Origin of the sequence: Fuscibacter oryzae, assembly GCF_016765795.1 — a bacterium.
GTDB lineage: Bacteria > Pseudomonadota > Alphaproteobacteria > Rhodobacterales > Rhodobacteraceae > Fuscibacter > Fuscibacter oryzae.
In genome coordinates, this window is record NZ_JAESVP010000010.1 from 105343 (window position 1) to 124001 (window position 18659).

Sequence of the window (18659 nt, forward strand, 5' to 3'; positions counted from 1 at the left end):
GATGAGCGTGCCACAAATCCGGGGCGCGCAAGCAAGGGACGTGTGGCGGCGGCTGTCCGCCGTCACCGACCCGGAGCTTGACGAGCCGATCACCGACATGGGCTTTGTTGAACGGCTGGACGTGTCGCGCAGCGGCGAGGTTGTGATCGATTTTCGCCTGCCGACCTATTGGTGTTCGCCCAACTTCGCGTTCCTGATGGCCGATGGTATCCGCAGCGCGACCCTTGCCGCCCCATGGGTGCAGGGGGTGCAGGTGCGGCTGCTGGACCATTGCTTTGCCGACCGGGTGAATGCCGCCGTCAACGGCGCGCAGCCCTTCGAGACGGTCTTTGCCGAGATGACCGACGGCTCTGACCTGACCGAGGTGCGCGAGAAGTTTCGCGAAAAGGCGTTTCTGCGTCGGCAGGAAACCGTGATCCTGGGCCTGAAGGCGATGGGCTGGACGGCGGCCCAGATTAGCACGCTGACCTTGGGCCAGATGGATGCGCTGAACCTTGGCAACCAGCCCGAGGCGGCGGCGCAAAAGCCGCGCTACCGCGAGATTCTGGTGGGCGACGGTCTGGCCTGCCTGCCCGATGATCCGGCCTTTGTCACCTGGCACGGCGACCCGATCACGGCGGAAGGGCTGCCCGACCATCTGATGCGGCTGCGCGCCATCCGCATCAATATGGAGTTCAACGGCGCGATGTGCCGCGGGCTGGCCGCCACCCGCTACAAGGAAGTGGACCGGACCGGAGAGGAGCCGGAGCTGATCGACTTCATCCTTGGGCGGGTGCCGCCCAAAGACCAGCAGGACAGCCACGTCAGCCAAGGCTGACCGAAGCCAACCCACCACCACGAAGGGAAACCGGCGCGCAATCCGCGTCCGGTCACAAGGGAGGATTACCCATGCCGAACATGCTGCTTCACAGCGCCGAGGCCCGCCGGGCATTGGCCCGCGGCGTTGCCCGCCTTGCCGCCGCCGTTGAACCCACGCTGGGGCCAAAGGGCCTGAACGCGATGATCGACCGCCCGGTCGGAACCCCGCTGATCACCCGCGACGGCGTGTCAATCGCCACCGAGATCGAACTGTCCGATCGCTTTGAAAACATGGGTGCGCAGGTGGTGCGCGAAGTGTCGATGCAAACGAACGAGGTGGCGGGCGACGGCACCACCACCGCCATCGTGCTGGCAAATGCCATGATCCAGCAGGGCGTGGCGCAGGCAGAACGCGGCGCGCGCGGGGTTGATCTGTGCCGGGGGATCGAACTGGCAGTGGGCACCGTTGTGGCCGCGTTGCGCCGTCAGGCCGTTTCGGTCAAGGACAATCCGCATCTTCTGACAGCCGTGGCGAATATCGCCGCCACCGATCCGCGCCTTGGCGCCATTGTCGCCGAGGCGCATCAGCGCGTGGGGGCCGATGGCATCATCAGCGCCGATTTCTCGGTGACGGTGGATACGACGCTGGAGGTGATTGAAGGGATGTCGTTTGAACGCGGCTATCTTTCTCATCACATGGTCACAGATCAGGACGAGATGGAGGCAGTGCTGGACCGCCCGCTGATCCTCTTGACCGACCAGAAGATCCTTGATCCCACGGCGTTGGACAGCGCCCGCAAGATCGCCGATGCCGAAGGCCGCCCCCTGCTGATCGTGGCCGAGGAAATCGCGCCAGAGGTGATCGTCACGCTGCTCGAGGCCGCTCCGCCCGGCAAATACCTGATCGTGCATCCGCCGGAATATGGCCATTGGCGCCGCGCGCAGATGGACGATCTGGCCATTCTGACCGGGGGTGAGGTTCTTGCCCGCGATCTTGGCAAGAAGGTTGAGGCCGTGACCCGCGATCAGTTGGGGGCTGCGCGTCAGGTGCGCGCCTCGGCCAGCCAGACCACGGTGATCAAGGGCGAGGGCGACCCCGCTGCCATCACCGCGCGCCGCCTTCAGGTGCAGCGCCAGTATGACGTGGCCCCCCCGAATATCGAGCAGGACAAACTGCGCGAGCGGTTGGCCAAGCTGTCGGGTGGCACCGCCGTGATCTATGCGGGCGGGCTGACCCCGGTTGAACAAAAGCGCAAGATCCAGCTTATCGAGGATTCGCTGCATGCCATCCGCGCGGCGGTGGAAGAGGGTGTTGTGCCCGGCGGCGGATCAGCCCTGGCCCATGTCGCGCCAGAGCTGGACAGTCTGGCGGCCAGCCACAGCGGCGATGTCGCGGCAGGCATCGACCTTGTGCGCTCGGTTCTGACCCGGCCCTTGGCACGCATCGCCATCAACGCCGGATGTGACCCGAATTCGGTGATCGCGGAGGTGATCCGGTCGGGCATGGGCCATGGCTTTGATGCGGCAAACGGCACCTTCCGCGACATGATTGCTGCGGGCATCGTTGATCCCTTGCGGGTCACCTGCGCGGCCCTGGGCAATGCCGCCTCGGTCGCCTGTCTGATCCTGACCACCGAAACCCTGATCGGTCATGCCGAGGATTATGTTGACCCCACCGCCGGCCCCGCCCTTGGCGGCGGCTCGGAACGGCTGGGCCGTCAGTGACGGCGCGGGGTGGCCGGGCAGGCCACCCCATCACCCCCATTTGCATGAAAGGACTGCGCCATGAAGGCCGCAAGACTGTACGAATACGATCCCGCAATGAACGTGAAACTGCGGATCGAGGATATTCCCGCCCCCACCATTACCGCCCCGGATGAGGTGATCGTGCGCGTCGGCGCCGCCGGGTTGTGCCGGACCGATCTGCACATCATCGAAGGCGTCTGGCAGGGCATCATGGACCCCCATGGCAGCCTGCTGCCTTATGTGATGGGCCATGAAAATGCCGGTTGGGTAGAAGATGTGGGCAGCGCCGTCAAGACCGTGAAGCCGGGCGATGCGGTGATCTGCCACCCCTTGCGCACCTGCGGGGTTTGCCTGAACTGCCACCACGGCCATGACATGTATTGCGACCATGGGCTGTTTCCCGGCCTTGGCCTGAACGGTGGCTTTGCCGAATATTTCCTGACCAACGAACGGTCACTGATCAAGCTGAACACCAATATCGCGCCGCTGGATGTGGCGCCCATGGCCGATGCCGGCATCACCGCCTATCGCGCCGCAAAGCGGGCCGCCAAGATGCTGCCGCCGGGCAGTTTCTGCGCCGTGCTGGGCGTCGGCGGTCTGGGCCATATCGCCCTGCAAGTGCTGCGCGAAATGTCGGGCTGCCGCACGATTGCGATTGACCGCGAACCCGGCGCGCAGGTTCTGGCCCGCGAACTGGGGGCCGACTACGTCCTGGACGGTGGGCCGAACCTGATTGAGGAATTGAAGACCATCACGGGCGGCGGCGCCCATGTGGTCATCGACTTTGTGGGCGAGCTGGGAGTGGAAAACATCTGCTGGAAGCTGCTGCGCAAGGGCGGCGAGGTGATTGTCGTCGGCTATGGCGGCACGGTGCAGATACCGACGCTGGATCTGGTGGCGAATGAGATCAAGATCGGCGGCAGCCTGGTGGGCGATTATACCGAACTGGTAGAGCTGATGGAGCTGAACGCCGACGGCAAGGTGAAGATGCACTACACCGCTTACAAGCTGGATGACATCAACACCGCGATTGATGACTTCAAGAACCGCCGCTTTACCGGGCGCGGTGTCATCGTTCCCTAAGGAAAGGTTCGAGCAAGCGGCCCATTTGCTTCCCGCCCCCCTGGCCCAGAGATTTGGGTCCAGAGGGTCAGGGCCGCGCTCCTGCCGGGGCGGAAGGGAAACCTTCCGCCTCGCGCGGTTTCATTCATAGGTGCGACGGATGCCGTAGGCCTTGAGCTTGCGGTAAAGCGTGGGCCGAGAGATACCCAGAACCGTGGCCACGCGGGTCAGGTTGCCCTCTGCCGCGACCAGCGCGCGGCGGATCGCCTGTTCTTCCAGATCGGTCAGGCTAGCGGGTTCTTCTGCGGCAAGGGGCGTTATGGGATCGGGAGCAGGACCGGGTTGCTGCTGATGGAAGGCGGCAGGCAGATCGCCCTCGGTCACAACGGTGCCAGATGCGATCAGATGCAGCCGTTCAAACAGGTTGCGCAGTTCACGCACGTTGCCGGGCCAGCGATAGGCCAGCAGCCGGTCCATCGCGCCATCTGACACCACAAGCGGGTCGCGGCCCAGACGCTGGGCGACGCGCTGGTTGAAATGGTCGGCCAGCACCGCAATGTCGCAGGCGCGTTCGCGCAGCGGGGGCACCTCAATCGTGACGGTGCCGATCCGATAGAACAGGTCACGACGGAAACGCCCGGTTTCAACCTCTTGCCCCAGATCGCGGTTGGTCATGGCGACCAGCTGCACCTCGATCTGGCGGCGGCGCGAACAGCCGATGCGGTACACCGCGCGCTGTTCCAGCACCCGCAGCAGGTAGGGCTGCAATTCCAACGGCATCTCGCCAATTTCATCCAGACACAGCACACCACCATCGGCCTGTTCAAACTTGCCTGCCTTGCCGTCGCGGGTGGCGCCGGTAAAGGCCCCCGCAGCATGGCCGAACAGTTCCGATCCGAACAGATCAGCCGAGATTGCCCCGCAGTTGACTGTGACAAACGGGCTGCGCCCCTTGTGCCCGGCCCCGGCGTGAACCAGCCGGGCGAACAGCTCTTTGCCAACACCCGTCTCGCCCTGAATAAGCACCGGCGCGCCCGCCGCCGCCGCGCGCCGGGCCAGTTCGACAGCGGCAAGGAATTTCGGCTCTTGCCCGATCATCAGCAGCTCATCGCCCTCGGCCCCGGCGCGCGGCGGAATGCGCACGGGTGCGGAGTGTGGGCGGACAAGCTGCGCCACAGCGCCCCGGCGTGGCGGCAGGATCAGGGCGGCGCCGCTGAATTCCCCATCCAGCACCAGACGGCTGACGCCGCTGGGTTGCAGATGCGGCGGCATGGCGCGCACGATGTCATGGTCGCTCATCGAACCCGACAGCGCGATCAACTGACGGCCCAACGCCAGATCGCGCAGCTCTTGCACCTCGGCCAAGCCGCTGGGGTGGCGGTGATACATCACCCGCCCGATGCGGTCCAGGATCACCACAGCATCGGTCTTGCCATGGGCTGAACCGGAATCCAGAAATGCCTCAAGCAGTCGAATACGCCGCATATCCTGCCGCTCGGCCAGCGCAGATTCGATCTCGCGCGCGACGGCGGCGATCATGGCGACATTGTGGGGGCGGAAAATCGTGGGCGGGCCGGACAGATCGACCGCACCGATGATGCGCTGGTCCACCGGGTCGCGCACCGGGGCGGCGGCACAGGTCCAGGTCTTGATGCCCTGACAAAAATGTTCCGAGGCATGAACCACGGTGGGCCGGCCCGACCGGATTGCGGTGCCGATACCATTGGTCCCGATCGCCGCCTCATCCCAATTGCCGCCGCGCACCAGATGGATACCGCGCGCCGCCTCATGCGTGCGGTCATCGCCGATCTGGTCCAGCACTGTGCCATCCGCATCGGTCAGGATCAGCAGCGCATTGGCATCGGCCAGCAGCGGACCGATCTTGGCAAAAGGCACCTGCGCCGCCGCGCGCAACTCGCCATTCTTTTGCCGTGCCGCCTCCAGCCGCTCTTCGGTTTCATCAAGGGGCGCAAGCACGGCGGTGGCATCGATGCCAGAGGCCAGGCTGCGCGACCAGGATTCCAGAATCTCGCGCCGCACACCCGAGGTCTGGCTGCGGTCCACATCGCGAAAGGTTAAAAAATCTTCCCAGGCGCGCATGGTGGCACGCTGATCAAGCCAGTCATCGAACATGCCGGTGCGGGTATGAAATCCCGTTAGAAAATCGGTCATGTTTTCCTTCCCAAAGAGCTGGGGCGTTGGGTGCCCTTGCGATCTGTCTCTCTGTCAGAAGTGCAGCGAGAGGGACTGCGGGAGGAGATAATGGCCGTCCGGTCAGGCAGACCGGGCGTCAGGCATAGCCTAGGCGTTCCGAAATTTCCTGCGCCAGCAGGGTTTCGGGGCAAGCGGCATCGATGATCTGGCCATCCAGTTCTTCGATCGGGCCAAGCACCTCGGCCGGAAGATCGGATATAAACCCGTTGGCGGATCCTGCCAGGGCGAAATATCGCATGCCGTCCTGCCGCCGGATCTCTCCCAACAGATGGACCTGACGGCCAGAGCCGCCATCATAGGCCACAACGCGGTTGTTCAGGCTGACCTTGACCCGCAAGTCGCCGGTATCATGGCTGCGCACCGAGGCGGGCGACAGATCATGGATCAGCTTGCCCTCAGCCTGCGGACCGGCCGCAGCGGCGGCCTTGGCCGCCTTGTTCGCGCTGTAACCGCCCTGGGTCAGCCTGTCGGCCAACTGGGTGATGGTTGCCCGATTCTCGTGAATCAGCTTGCGCGCGCGTTCGTCTTCACGTCGCGGACCGTCACGTTTTGAAATGATATCGACCATGGCCACCTCCCAATGTCCCGTGATCTTTGAACTATTTCAGCAAAGCAGATCTAACCCCGACCCTCCCCGCCGGTTTTCGGATGCTTTGCCAGTTCAACAATGGTCCTGAAGTTGCGCGGACCTGTCCATAGAAATTCAAAGTTACAGGGAAGATGCGCTTTTTCAAGTCATTCTAAGTTGCACAGGCGGTCACGATCCTGCGCGGTCAGGCATCGGGAACCGGGCGCCCCGGTGTCAGGCTACGAACGGCGGCCAGAATTGCCACCGTATCCAGCCCATGCGCGCGGTAAAGATCGGGAATGTCGCCGCTTTGGCCAAAGCCCGTCACGCCCAGCGCCCGCGTCCGGTGCCCAGCCACAGACCCCAGCCAGCCCAAGGCCGCCGGGTGGCCGTCGGTCACCGTGATCAGCCCGCAATCGCGCGGCAGGCCCGCCAGCAGGCGTTCGGCATGACAGGTGGCTTGCCGGCCCTTGGCGCGCAGGGCCCCCGCCGCCGTCCAGCCCTGATAGAGCCGCGCGGCAGAGGTGACGGCCAAAAGGCCCACATCGCGCCGCGCCTCGGCCAGCGCGCCGGTGGCGGCAATCGCCTCGGGGGCAACGGCCCCGGCATAGGCAATGACCGCCTCGGCATTCGGACCGGGCGGGCGCAGCCAATAGGCCCCGGCCAAGAGGTCACCCTCCCGCTCAGGCGGCAGGGGCGGAGCCTGATCGATCGGGCGGGTCGAAAGCCGCAGATAGACCGCGCCGCCCGCATCATCGGCAAGCCCGGTCGCCGGATCGGGCGAAACAGGCCCACGCCGCTGCACATGAGCCAGCGCAAAACGCAGGATCACCGCCAGTTCATGCCCGAAGGCCGGTTCGAACATCGTCAGCCCCGGCTGCGACATGCCAATCAGCGGCGTGGCGATGGATTGGTGTGCACCGCCTTCGGGGGCCAGCGTGATGCCACTGGGCGTTGCGGCCAGAATGAACCGGGCATCCTGATAGCAGGCATAGTTCAGCCCATCGAGGCCCCGGCTGATGAACGGGTCATATAGCGTGCCGACCGGGATCAGCGTCTGGCCGAACAGATCACCCGACAGACCCAGCGCCGACAGCATGGCGAACAGGTTCATCTCGGCGATGCCCAGTTCGATGTGCTGCCCCTCTGGCCCCTTGTCCCAGCGAAAGGTGGACGGCAGTCGCGCCAGCCGAAAGGCATCTTCGCGCACGGCGCGGGCATGCACCTTGCGGCGGTTCACCCAAGCGCCAAGGTTGGTCGAAACGGTCACGTCGGGCGAGGTTGTGACGATGCGGTCGGCAATCGGATGATCCGATTTCGCCAGACCGGCCATCAGCAGGCCAAAGACGGTCTGGGTCGAAACCGCTCCGCGCTCGGGCGGCAGTGTCAGCCGTTCGGGCACCGCCACCGCCGGGGCCACCAACCGGCGCGGGCCGCCAGACAGAAAGGGCACCTGCGTCAGAAATGCCTGCAAGGCGGCGGGGTCATCTGTGCGGTCCCACTCCTGCCCTTCGGCCACGCCCATGGTTTGGCGAAAGGTCGCCATCTGGTCGGGCGTCATCAGCCCGGCGTGGTTGTCTTTATGGCCCGCCAACGGCAGGCCGTGGCCCTTGACGGTATAGGCAAAGAACACCACCGGCTGATCATGATCGCGCGCGGCGGCAAAAGCCTCGCACAAAAGCGCCATGTCATGGCCGCCAAGGTTGGTCATCAGGGCGGCAAGAGCATCATCATCCCGCGCGGCAATCAGCGACAGCGCCGCGTTGTCGCCCGCGAAATCGCGGGTCAACCGGGCGCGCCAAGCCGCCCCGCCCTGAAAGCACAGCGCTGAATATTCGGCATTGGGGCAACCGTCGATCCAGTCGCGCAACGCCTCGCCCCCCGGTTCGGCAAAGGCCGCTTGCTGCAAATGGCCGTGTTTCAGGGTAACGACCTGCCAGCCAAGCGCGCGGAACACCGGGGCCAGCCGATCAAGCTGACCATCTTCGGCCACGGCATCCAGACTTTGGCGGTTGTAATCGACGATCCACCAGCAGTTTCGCAGCCCATGCTTTTGCCCTTCCAGCAGGGCCTCATAAATATTGCCCTCATCCAGTTCGGCATCGCCCAGCAGGGCGACCATCCGCCCCTCGGGCCGGTCCAGCCCCCAGCCGTGGTCGCGCACATAATCCTGCACCAGCGCCGAAAACAGCGTCTGCGCCACGCCCAGCCCCACCGAGCCGGTCGAGAAATCGACATCCTCGGTATCCTTGGTGCGCGACGGATAGGATTGCGCACCGCCAAGGGCGCGAAACGCCTTCAGCTTGTCCAGACTTTGCCGTCCCATCATGTACAGGATCGCATGCAGCGCCGGGCTGGCATGGGGTTTCACCGCTACCCGATCCTCTGGCCGCAGGGCATGAAAATAAAGTGCCGTCAGCACCGTGGTCAGCGAGGCGGTCGAGGCCTGATGCCCACCCACCTTTAGCCCATCGCGGTTTTCGCGCAGGTGGTTGGCGTTGTGGATCGTCCATGCCGCCAGCCAGAGAACGCGCTGCTCCAGCTTGGTCAATTGGGCGATATGGCCCGCAAGGGGCGGCGAAAAGGGTCCGTCGGGCATGCTGGCTTCTCCTGCTGCGATGGCAAAGCCTAGCGCGGCAGGGATGGCGATAATGGCCAAAGTGCGGTACTCATGGCGGCAGTATTAGTGAAAACCACCACTCAATCGCAGATCAGATGGCTTCAGAACCAAGGATTGACCGAATCGACCGCCACATCCTGACGCTGTTGCAGCAGGATGGGCGCCTGACCATGCAGGAAATTTCCGACCGTGTGGGCCTGTCGCCCACGCCGGTTCTGCGCCGTATCCGCCTGATGGAAGAGGCCGGGCTGATCAAGGGCTATGTCGCGCTGGTTGATCAGAAACGCGCGGGGCTGCCGGTCAGCGTCTTCGTCTCGGTCCGGCTGGAACGGCAACGCGAAGATGCGTTGCTGCGCTTTTCCAAGGCCATCGCCGATTGGCCCGAAGTGATGGAGTGCTACCTGATGACCGGGCGGCAAGATTTTCTGCTGCGCGTCGTCGTGGCCAGTCTGGAAGATTACGACCAGTTCCTGAAATCGCGGCTGACGCGTCTGGAAGGGGTGGCCTCGATCGAATCCTCTTTCGCGCTGGCGCAGGAAAAATACACCAGCGCCCTGCCGCTGCGCGAGATGTGATCAGCCGCGCCGCCAGCCGGGCAACGTGGTCAGCCCGCTGGCCTGCCGCAACACATCGCCAGATTGGCGGACGGCATCGGCAATCTGCATCAACTGCGCCTCCAGCGGGCTGGACTTGCGCCAGACCATGCCGATGGTGCGCATCGGCTGCGGATCGCGAAACCGCTGCACCGTGACCGCCGCCGACCGAGTTTCTACCGGCACTGCCATTTCAGGGATCAGCGTCACGCCAATGCCAGACCCCACCATCTGCACCAGCGTGGACAGAGAGCTGCCATCCAGCAGCTCTCTGGGCCGGGTCGAGGCCATATTGCAGAACGACAACGCCTGATCGCGAAAACAATGCCCCTCTTCCAACAGCAGCAGCCGCATTTCACGCAGCATGTCGCGGCTGGGAACCGGCAGGTCGGCATCCGCGTCGGGGCGCACCAGAACGAAACGCTCGGTGAACAGCGCCACTTCGGTCAGCGCGGGTTCAGAAACCGGCAGCGCAAGGATCGCAGTATCCAGCCGCCCCTCGATCAGTTCTTCCAGCAGCCGAGGTGTCACGGTTTCGCGCAAATTCAGATCAAGGTCGGGGTAAAGCGCCGACAGCCGCGAAATGATCGTCGGCAAGAGATAGGGCGCGACGGTCGGGATGACCCCAATCCGCAACCGGCCCGCAGGCTGGCTGTTTGCCGCGCGGGCAAGGTCTTTCAGATCATCCACCGCGCGCAGAATGCTTTGCACGCGGTCAAGAAACACCTCGCCAAAGCCGGTCAGCCGCACCTGCCGCCCGCCCCGTTCAAACAGAGGCGTTCCCAGCCCCTCTTCCAGATCCTTGATCTGCATCGACAGGGCGGGCTGGGTCACTGCGCAATCTTCTGCCGCACGACCGAAATGGCGATGGCGGGCCAGCGCATCGAAGTATCTGATTTGCTTGAGGGTCAGGTTATTCATCAGAATAACTTATTTCATTCATCAGAATATACAAGTTACCCTGATTGAATTGCTCTGTTAAGAATGATTCCAGATTCAGGGCCGGCTGACCGCCGGCGCCTGACACCCATCCGAAGCGGAGGAAATCATGGACGGCAACAACACGACCACGGGCGGCAAATGCCCTGTGCTGCATGGCACCAACCCTGCGGTGCGCACCAAGGTCCGGTCAAACCGCGACTGGTGGCCGAACCAGTTGAACCTGCGCATCCTGCATCAGAACACGGCCCTGTCCGACCCGTTCGGCGGCAGCTTTGACTATGCCGAGGCGTTCAAAAAGCTGGACCTGCCCGCCGTCAAAGCCGATATCTATGCCCTGATGACCGACAGCCAGGATTGGTGGCCCGCCGATTGGGGCCATTATGGGCCGTTCTTTATCCGCATGGCATGGCACAGCGCTGGCACCTACCGCACTGCCGACGGGCGCGGCGGCGCACGCGCGGGCACGCAGCGCTTTGCGCCGCTGAACTCTTGGCCCGACAACGTGAACCTTGACAAGGCCCGCCGTCTGCTGTGGCCGGTCAAGCAGAAATACGGCAATGCCCTGTCCTGGGCTGACCTGATGATCCTTGCCGGCAACTGCGCGCTGGAATCGATGGGCTTCAAGACCTTTGGTTTCGGCGGTGGCCGCCCCGATGTGTGGGAGCCGGAAGAAGACATCTATTGGGGTGATGAAACCACCTGGCTGGGTGACAACCGATATACCGGCGAACGGCAACTGGATAATCCGCTGGCCGCCGTGCAGATGGGCCTGATCTACGTCAACCCCGAAGGCCCGAATGCGGTGGCCGATCCGGTCGCCTCGGGCCGCGACATCCGCGACACCTTTGGCCGCATGGCGATGAATGACGAAGAAACCGTGGCGCTGGTCGCGGGCGGCCATACCTTTGGCAAGGCCCATGGCGCGGGTGACCCAGCGCTGGTCGGCCCCGACCCCGAAGCCGCCCCGATTGAGGCACAGGGCCTTGGCTGGGCCAATGCTTTCGGCACCGGCAAGGGCATTCATACCACCGGATCGGGTATTGAAGGGGCGTGGAAGCCCAATCCGACCACCTGGGACATGGGCTACCTGCGGGTTCTGTTCCAATACGAATGGGAACTGACCAAATCCCCCGCAGGCGCGCAAATCTGGCTGGCCAAGGATGTGGCGGATGAAGACATGGTCGTCGATGCGCATGATCCGTCGATCAAACATCGCCCGATGATGACCACCGCCGACCTCGCCATGCGGTTCGACCCGATCTATGGCCCGATCGCGCGCCGCTTCCATGACGATCCGGCAGCTTTCGCCGATGCCTTTGCGCGGGCGTGGTTCAAGCTGACCCACCGCGATATGGGGCCGAAGGTGCTGTATCTGGGGCCGGAAGTGCCCGCCGAAGACCTGATCTGGCAAGACCCGGTTCCTGCGGTGGATCATCCACTGATCGACGCCGCCGACATCGCGGCGCTGAAGGCCAAGATCCTGAGCACCGGCCTGTCGGTGCAGGAGCTGGTGGCAACGGCCTGGGCCTCTGCCTCAACCTTCCGGGGGTCTGACTTCCGTGGCGGGGCCAACGGCGCGCGCATTCGCCTTGCGCCGCAAAAGGATTGGGAGGCGAACCAGCCTGAACAACTGGCCCGCGTGCTTTCGGTGCTGGAAGGCGTGAAGGCGGCGTTCGATGCCGGTGGAAACGGCAAGAAGGTGTCGCTGGCCGATCTGATCGTGCTGGGCGGGGCTGCGGCGATTGAGGCTGCCGCGCGCGCGGCAGGCCGGGCCATCGTGGTGCCGTTCCTGCCGGGCCGCACCGATGCGACGCAAGCCCAGACCGACGCCGAAAGCTTTGCCCCGCTGGAGCCAGAGGCCGACGGCTTCCGCAACTGGCAGAAAAAGGCGTTCAAAGTCTCTGCCGAAGAGCTGCTGGTGGACCGTGCGCAACTTCTGAAGCTGACCGCGCCCGAGATGACGGTGCTGGTGGGCGGCCTGCGCGCACTGGGGGCGAACCATGGCGGCACGTCGCATGGGGTGCTGACCAGCAAGCCCGGCCAGTTGACGAATGACTTCTTTGTCAACCTGTTGGACATGGCCACGGTCTGGGCCCCGACCGCTGACGCGGCGGACCTGTTCGAAGGCAAGTGCCGCGCAACCGGGGCTGCGAAATGGACGGCGACCCGCGCCGATCTGGTGTTCGGCTCGAATTCGCAATTGCGGGCGATTGCCGAGGTTTACGCTCAGGATGACGCCAAGGAAAAGTTCCTGCGCGATTTCGTAGGCGCGTGGAACAAGGTGATGAACGCCGACCGTTTCGACGTGTAATCCAAAAGCCGGGCGCGAGGAGACCTTCGCGCCCGGACCTATCGGGTCAGTGCAGATCTGACCGCAGATCGCGGGCCAGCGATTGCAGCCGCGTAAAGGCCAGATAGCGCGCATCATGCAGCGCAATGGTCTGGGGTGACTGCGGCTCATAAACCCGGTCGCGCTGCGACATTGCCGCCATCGCCTGCGCCACATCTTTGTATGCCCGCCCAGCAACCGCCCCCAGAATGGCAGACCCCAGCAACACCGGCTCTGCCGCCGTGACGCTGATCACCGGCTTGGCCGTGCTGTCGGCCAGAATCTGGCGCACCAGATCCAACTGCCCTGCCCCACCGCTGATCGCGATGCGCGAAATCGCGGCACCAGCTTTGTCCTGCGCCTCGATGATCTGGCGCAGGCCATAGCCGATGCCGCAAAGGCCCGCGATATAAAGGGCCACAAGGTCGGAAACCTCGCGTCCCATGCCCAAACCGGCAATGACCGCGCGGGCGTGCGGATCAGCAAAGGGGGCGCGGTTGCCCAGAAACTCTGGCACGACATGCAATCCGGCAGCCAAGGCCACCGGGTCGGCCCCGTCAGAAAGATCGCCCGCAAGCTGCGCCAGATAGGCGGGCAGCGAAAGGCCCGCCGCCTGTGCAGCGACGGTGGCCGCAGGCGCGGCGGGGTGGAAGGACAAAAGCTGTTCAATCGCGGCCCCGGCGGCAGACTGCCCCCCCTCGTTCAGCCACATGCCCGGCACCATGGCCGAGAAATATGGCCCCCACACCCCCGGCACAAAGACCGGATCGGCGGTAGACGTCATGGTGCAGGACGAGGTGCCGAACACATAGGCCAGCGTCGCCTGCGGATCGCCTTCGCAGCCGACGGTGCCTATGCCACCCGCATGGGCATCGATCATCCCGGCGGCAACGGCGGTGCCGGGGCGCAGGCCTAGCTCCCCCGCGGCCTGCGGGGTCAGGCCACTGCCCAGCGCCGTGCCCGGATCAACCACGGTTTGGCCGATGCGGGCAAAGCCCTCCTCGGCCAGTTCCGCCAGACCGATACGGCGGAAGTAATCGGCATCCCAGCGGCGTTCATGGGCAAGGTAGGTCCATTTGCAGGTGACCGTGCAGGTAGACCGTGCCAGATCGCCGGTGGCCCGCCATGTCAGGAAATCGGCAAGGTCAAAGAACGCCCAGGCATCGCCAAACACCTGCGGGCGGTTCTCTTTCAGCCACAGGATCTTGGGCGTCTCCATCTCGGGCGAGATGCGACCCCCGACATAGTCCAGCACGCGATGCCCCATGGCGTTGATGCGTTCGGATTGTTCGATGGCGCGGTGATCCATCCAGACGATGACGTCGCGGTCCGGGTCTTCCGAAGGGCCAACCGGCAGCGGCTGGCCACCCTGCCCCAGCACCACCAGCGAACAGGTCGCATCAAAGCCGATGCCACGAATGGCCGATGCGGCCACACCCGCCTGCGCCATGGCCCCGCGCACCGAGGCACAGACCGCCTGCCAGATTTGAGTGGAAGATTGCTCCACCATCGCGCCGGGACCACGATACAGTGTGATGTCCTGCTTTGCGGTGCCCAGCATCTGGCCCGAAAGGCTGAACACGCCCGCTCGCGCGCTGCCGGTGCCGACATCGACACCGATCACGCAAGATGTGTCATCAGAATGGGGTCCGGGCATGGCGGGCTCCTTCTTGGGGCTGCGGGTATGCCCGGCGCACCGTGGAGGCGGCGCGCCGGGCCCGTGTCACAGATCGACGCTGTTCGGGAGGATGACCAGATCGCGGATCGTGACATTCCGTTGGCGCGACAGCATGAACAGCACCGCCTCGGCCACTTCGCGTGGCTGCATCAGGCTGCCATTGGCCAGCGCCTCTTCCATCTTGGCCTTGGGCCAGTCGTCCAGCAGGGCGGTCACCACAGGGCCGGGCAGAACCGCGCCGACGCGAACACCGTGGGGGGCCACCTGACGGCGGGTGGAATGAACAAAAGCCTGCACCGCGAATTTCGACGCGGTGTAGATCGGCTCCCACACCACCGGCACCACGCCCGCGATGGAAGAGGTGAACAGGATGTCGCCAGACTTTTGCGCGATCATATGCGGCAGCACCGCATGGACCGAGCGGAAGGCGGCGTTGATGTTCAGGTTCAGCATCCGGTCCCAGGCGTCTGGGTCGCCCTCGGCCACCGGACCGCCGATATAGGCCCCGGCATTGGCGTGAAAGATGTCGAGGCTGCCCGCCAGATCAAGGATTCGGGGCAGCATCCCCGACACCTCGGCCCCGTCCAGCAGGTTGACCACCAGCGGCAAGGCATTCGGCCCAAGGTCAGCGCACAGCTTGTTCAGCCGGTCTTCGGCGCGGTCGATCAGCACAACCTTGGCGCCCTCTTCCAGCAGGATCTTCGCGCATTCAAGGCCGATGCCAGAGGCTGCACCCGAAATCGCCGCGACCTTGTTCTTCATCAGGTTAGACATGGGGTTCTCCAATTCTCAGGCGCGGCCATGGCTGACGCGGGAACGACGGGCCAGGCTGTCAACGATCACGGCTGTGGCAAGCACGCCCCCAGTGATCATGTAGCGCAGCGAGGACGACAGGTTCAGCAGCGTCAGGCCATTGGAAATCGCCTGAATGACGATGATGCCCAACAGGGCCGACCATGCGCTGCCCCGGCCACCAAACAGGCTGGTGCCACCAATGACCGCCGCCGCGATGGCGTTCAGGTTCACGTCGCCCGTGCCCGCCTGCTGGCTGGAAGAGGCAAGACGAGAGGCCGACAGCATACCGCCAAGCGCCGCAAAGGTCGAACACAGCATGAAGGCCGAAAGATAGATGCGCTTGACGTTGATACCCGACCGGCGCGCCGCCTCTCGGTTGCCACCCACGGCAAACATTGACCGGCCCCATTGCGTGCGGGTCAGCGCATAGTTCAGCGCCACGACAAGGGCGACAAACAGCCCGAACATCAGCGGCACACCGCGCCCAAGGTTCAGATACCACACCGCGAATTCCAGCGCGGCAGTCAGGACGGCAGCCTTCAGCACCAGCCGGCCCAGGGGCTGCGCCGACAGGTTGGCGGCGGTGCGGCGGCGCATGACTGACATGCCCGTCAGCACCATCACCGCACCCGGCAACAGCGCCAGCAGATGCGACAGCCATTTCGGAATGATCCACAACTGACCAAACCCCACAAGCGCCGAGGCGAAGGGCAGGTTGATCGAGCCGGTCGGCCCAAGGATGTAAAGCTGCATCCCAAGGATCGCCAGCAGGCCGGACAGGGTAGAGATAAAGCTGGGCATCCCCAGTTTATTGAACAAAAAGGCATAGATGCTGCCAACCAGCGCGCCCACGATCAGCGCCGCCAGAATGGCCAGCCCCACCGGCAGGCCCATATTGACCCACAAAACGCCGACCATGGCCGAGGCAAAGCCGCTCATCGAGCCGACCGACAGGTCAATCTCGCCCAGCATCAGCACGCAGACGATTCCCAGCGAGATGACGCCCACGGTGGCGCAATCGAACAGCATGTTCACAAGGTTGTTCGGTGCCAGAAACACCGGGTTCAGCGCGGAAAACACCACCGAGATGACCACAAGGCCAATGGCAACCGGCAACATGCCAAGATCGCCCGATTTTACCCGGTCAAGGAATTCACGCACGGCGCCCATCAGGCTGTCATCATGGCGGACGCGGGCGTCAGAGCGGTCCAGCATGGGGGTCGGGTTCTGGGTCATGCGTGTTCTCCCCGGGCTTCGGATTCAAGCCGTTCGTTGCGGCGCGACACGGCGTTTTCAGTGGCGCCGGTGATCGCGGCGACCAGTTCCTGGTTTGAGGTTTCGGGGGTAAAAACACCGTTGTTGCGGCCAAGGCGCAGCACCACGATCCGGTCTGCCACAGCGCGCACATCTTCCATGTTGTGGCTGATGATGATGACGCCAAGGCCCCGGTCACGCACGCGCTCGATCAGGTTCAGCACTTCGGCGGTTTGCGCCACGCCCAGCGCGGCGGTGGGTTCGTCCAGCATGATGATCTTGGGGTCAAGCAGCAGCGACCGCGCGATGGCAACGGTCTGGCGCTGGCCGCCGGACAGCGAGGCGATGGGTTCACGCACCGAAGGGATGCGCGCCGCCAACTCTTTCAGCAGGGTCCAGGCGCGAACCTCCATCTGAACCTCGTCCAGCCGCCAAGGCGACATTTCATGGCCCAGAAACAGATTGGCGACGACATCAAGGTTTTCGCACAGCGCCAGATCCTGAAACACCGTGGCGATGCCCATGTTCAGGGCGGCGGCGGGGCTATCCATGGTTACCTGACGGCCCATGAATTCAACTGTGCCGCTGGTCGGCTGATGAACACCGGCCAGAACCTTGACCAAGGTGGATTTGCCCGCGCCATTGTCGCCAACCAAAGCCACGACTTCCCCGGCGTGAATATCAAGATCGATGTCGGTCAGTGCCGAAACCGCCCCGAATTTCTTGGAAACGCCGCGCAGGCTAAGAATCCGTTCGCCCTTGCGCGCGGAAATATGCGTAGAACCGGCCATCAAACCGCCCTCCCCGACAGTTCAGACTGTCCGGCCCGGAATCGGGCCGGACAAGGTGGTCTTGCTTACTGGGTGATGCCCAGTTTCTTGCAGCCCTCGGCATATTCGCCAGTGCAGATTTCCTCAGGCGTCTGGATGCCCTTGTCGAAGATTTCCGCCTTGATGTTCTCGGCCGTCACAACCGCCGGAACGAAGAGTTCCGAAGGCGTGTTGTAAAGCGAGGTCTTGGGTTCCGGCACTTCGCCCTTCAGGAAGGTGACCGCGATGTTCGCCGCTGCTGCCGCCACGATTTCCGAAGGCTTGGAGATCGTGTTGTACTGGTCGCCCGCGATGATCAGTTGCAGCGCCGCAATGGTCGCGTCATTGCCCGTCACCGGCGGAACCGGGTTCACGCCTGCCGCCTTGAAGGCCGCAATCGCGCCGCCGCCGGTGCCGTCATTGGCCGCCACGACGCCCTTGATGTCGGCGCCAAAGCGGGTGATCTGGCCTGCGGCCCATTCCTGCGCCTTGGGCGGTGCCCAATCGGGCGTGTCGAATTCGGCCAGCGTGACATAGCCGGAATCCTTCAGCCCTTCGTGGATGCCGTCACGGATCAGCCCGGCCGCCGCATCGGTGGGCGAACCGTTGATCTGCAGCACGCCAGCCCCGGCCGGAACGCCCGATGCCTTGAGGTGTTCGACCAGCGACACCGCAATGGCCTTGCCGATGCCCTGATTGTCGAACGACACATAGAAATCGGCAGGCTGGTCGGGAATCGGGCGGTCATAGGCGATGACCTTGACGCCCTGCGACTGGGCCAGCGTCACCAAACCGGCGGCGGCGGCGGAATCCACCGGGTCAAGCACAATGACCTTGGCGCCCTGCGCGATGACCGAGTTGAACTGCTGCTGTTGCAGCGCCACATCGGCATTGGCGTTCTGATAGATCACGGTGCAATCGGCGCACAGCTTGGCCATCTCGGCCTGAAAGCCGGGAAAGTCGTGCTGCTCATACCGGGTCGAGGCTTGGTCGGGCATCAGGAATGCCACGGTCGCCGCCTCTTGCGCCAAAGCCGCGCCGCCCATCAGGGCGGCGGCCGCCGACAGAGCCAAAGTCGGAATGAAGTGCTTCATCAGTGTCTCCTCCACTGTTATCGCGGACCGCCTCGGGCATCTGGTCACGGGTCTCCTCCGCGTGACCGATCTTTCGACTTGGCCGGTTTCATCGATTGCGCATCAATGCTTCATCGATGACGCATTCTTGATACGGAACAAATTACCTGTCAAGCTG

At 64.1% G+C, this 18659-nt stretch carries 14 protein-coding genes; 5 read left to right on the forward strand and 9 right to left on the reverse strand.

Features of this window, described 5'->3' with window-relative positions; genetic code table 11:
• Nucleotide 1 precedes the first annotated feature (1 nt).
• The 3 genes from JI744_RS16800 to JI744_RS16810 all read left to right on the forward strand — a co-directional run bounded on the left by JI744_RS16800 (nt 2) and on the right by JI744_RS16810 (nt 3627).
• Nucleotides 2-817 (forward strand): iron-sulfur cluster assembly protein, encoded by an 816-nt coding sequence (locus JI744_RS16800; protein WP_202662330.1) that lies wholly within the window; start codon nt 2-4, stop codon nt 815-817.
• Nucleotides 818-888: 71 nt separating this feature from the next.
• Nucleotides 889-2523 (forward strand): molecular chaperone GroEL, encoded by a 1635-nt coding sequence (groEL, locus tag JI744_RS16805; protein WP_202662331.1) that lies wholly within the window; start codon nt 889-891, stop codon nt 2521-2523.
• Between the two features lie 60 nt (nt 2524-2583).
• The gene (locus tag JI744_RS16810) at nt 2584-3627 is read left to right on the forward strand and encodes an NAD(P)-dependent alcohol dehydrogenase (RefSeq protein ID WP_202662332.1); all 1044 of its coding nucleotides are present in this window, start codon (nt 2584-2586) and stop codon (nt 3625-3627) included.
• A 120-nt stretch (nt 3628-3747) separates the two neighbouring features.
• Here the strand turns inward: JI744_RS16810 and JI744_RS16815 are convergent, their stop codons facing one another.
• The 3 genes from JI744_RS16815 to JI744_RS16825 all read right to left on the reverse strand — a co-directional run bounded on the left by JI744_RS16815 (nt 3748) and on the right by JI744_RS16825 (nt 8987).
• On the reverse strand, nt 3748-5778 hold the full coding sequence (locus tag JI744_RS16815) for a sigma-54-dependent Fis family transcriptional regulator (protein ID WP_236019513.1): 2031 nt from the start codon (nt 5776-5778) through the stop codon (nt 3748-3750).
• A 118-nt stretch (nt 5779-5896) separates the two neighbouring features.
• On the reverse strand, nt 5897-6388 hold the full coding sequence (locus tag JI744_RS16820; RefSeq protein ID WP_202662333.1) for a hypothetical protein: 492 nt from the start codon (nt 6386-6388) through the stop codon (nt 5897-5899).
• Between the two features lie 205 nt (nt 6389-6593).
• Nucleotides 6594-8987, reverse strand: a complete 2394-nt coding sequence (locus JI744_RS16825) for a transketolase (protein WP_202662334.1) — start codon at nt 8985-8987, stop codon at nt 6594-6596.
• 116 nt (nt 8988-9103) lie between these two features.
• On the opposite strand from JI744_RS16825, the gene JI744_RS16830 reads away from it, so the two are divergent.
• Nucleotides 9104-9583: an Lrp/AsnC family transcriptional regulator gene (locus JI744_RS16830; protein ID WP_202662335.1), complete on the forward strand. Its 480-nt coding sequence runs from the start codon at nt 9104-9106 to the stop codon at nt 9581-9583.
• On the opposite strand, the gene JI744_RS16835 is transcribed toward JI744_RS16830, so the two are convergent.
• Complete coding sequence (locus JI744_RS16835) at nt 9584-10522, reverse strand: LysR substrate-binding domain-containing protein (RefSeq protein WP_202662336.1); 939 nt, start codon at nt 10520-10522, stop codon at nt 9584-9586. It lies immediately after the preceding gene.
• A gap of 127 nt (nt 10523-10649) precedes the next feature.
• On the opposite strand from JI744_RS16835, the gene katG reads away from it, so the two are divergent.
• The gene (gene katG, locus JI744_RS16840; protein ID WP_202662337.1) at nt 10650-12854 is read left to right on the forward strand and encodes a catalase/peroxidase HPI; all 2205 of its coding nucleotides are present in this window, start codon (nt 10650-10652) and stop codon (nt 12852-12854) included.
• 46 nt (nt 12855-12900) lie between these two features.
• Here katG and JI744_RS16845 read toward each other — a convergent pair whose 3' ends face one another.
• From JI744_RS16845 to JI744_RS16865, 5 genes are all read right to left on the reverse strand, one after another.
• Nucleotides 12901-14529: an FGGY-family carbohydrate kinase gene (locus tag JI744_RS16845; protein WP_202662338.1), complete on the reverse strand. Its 1629-nt coding sequence runs from the start codon at nt 14527-14529 to the stop codon at nt 12901-12903.
• Nucleotides 14530-14595: 66 nt separating this feature from the next.
• Nucleotides 14596-15324: an SDR family oxidoreductase gene (locus tag JI744_RS16850; protein WP_202662339.1), complete on the reverse strand. Its 729-nt coding sequence runs from the start codon at nt 15322-15324 to the stop codon at nt 14596-14598.
• Nucleotides 15325-15339: 15 nt separating this feature from the next.
• Nucleotides 15340-16581, reverse strand: coding sequence for a sugar ABC transporter permease (locus tag JI744_RS16855; RefSeq protein WP_202662340.1), 1242 nt, complete (start codon nt 16579-16581; stop codon nt 15340-15342).
• Nucleotides 16578-17390, reverse strand: a complete 813-nt coding sequence (locus JI744_RS16860; protein ID WP_202662341.1) for an ATP-binding cassette domain-containing protein — start codon at nt 17388-17390, stop codon at nt 16578-16580. Before JI744_RS16860 ends, JI744_RS16855 begins: the two co-directional genes overlap by 4 nt.
• 65 nt (nt 17391-17455) lie before the next feature.
• Nucleotides 17456-18502 (reverse strand): ABC transporter substrate-binding protein, encoded by a 1047-nt coding sequence (locus JI744_RS16865; protein WP_202662342.1) that lies wholly within the window; start codon nt 18500-18502, stop codon nt 17456-17458.
• Between the last annotated feature and the right edge of the window lie 157 nt (nt 18503-18659).

Bases quoted from the DNA above. Each gene is read 5' to 3' on its own strand.
- JI744_RS16800 (WP_202662330.1), top strand. From the start codon at position 2: ATGAGCGTGCCACAAATCCGGGGCGCGCAAGCAAGGGACGTGTGGCGG.
- groEL (WP_202662331.1), top strand. From the start codon at position 889: ATGCCGAACATGCTGCTTCACAGCGCCGAGGCCCGCCGGGCATTGGCC.
- JI744_RS16810 (WP_202662332.1), top strand. From the start codon at position 2,584: ATGAAGGCCGCAAGACTGTACGAATACGATCCCGCAATGAACGTGAAA.
- JI744_RS16815 (WP_236019513.1), bottom strand. From the start codon at position 5,778: ATGACCGATTTTCTAACGGGATTTCATACCCGCACCGGCATGTTCGAT.
- JI744_RS16820 (WP_202662333.1), bottom strand. From the start codon at position 6,388: ATGGTCGATATCATTTCAAAACGTGACGGTCCGCGACGTGAAGACGAA.
- JI744_RS16825 (WP_202662334.1), bottom strand. From the start codon at position 8,987: ATGCCCGACGGACCCTTTTCGCCGCCCCTTGCGGGCCATATCGCCCAA.
- JI744_RS16830 (WP_202662335.1), top strand. From the start codon at position 9,104: ATGGCTTCAGAACCAAGGATTGACCGAATCGACCGCCACATCCTGACG.
- JI744_RS16835 (WP_202662336.1), bottom strand. From the start codon at position 10,522: ATGAATAACCTGACCCTCAAGCAAATCAGATACTTCGATGCGCTGGCC.
- katG (WP_202662337.1), top strand. From the start codon at position 10,650: ATGGACGGCAACAACACGACCACGGGCGGCAAATGCCCTGTGCTGCAT.
- JI744_RS16845 (WP_202662338.1), bottom strand. From the start codon at position 14,529: ATGCCCGGACCCCATTCTGATGACACATCTTGCGTGATCGGTGTCGAT.
- JI744_RS16850 (WP_202662339.1), bottom strand. From the start codon at position 15,324: ATGTCTAACCTGATGAAGAACAAGGTCGCGGCGATTTCGGGTGCAGCC.
- JI744_RS16855 (WP_202662340.1), bottom strand. From the start codon at position 16,581: ATGACCCAGAACCCGACCCCCATGCTGGACCGCTCTGACGCCCGCGTC.
- JI744_RS16860 (WP_202662341.1), bottom strand. From the start codon at position 17,390: ATGGCCGGTTCTACGCATATTTCCGCGCGCAAGGGCGAACGGATTCTT.
- JI744_RS16865 (WP_202662342.1), bottom strand. From the start codon at position 18,502: ATGAAGCACTTCATTCCGACTTTGGCTCTGTCGGCGGCCGCCGCCCTG.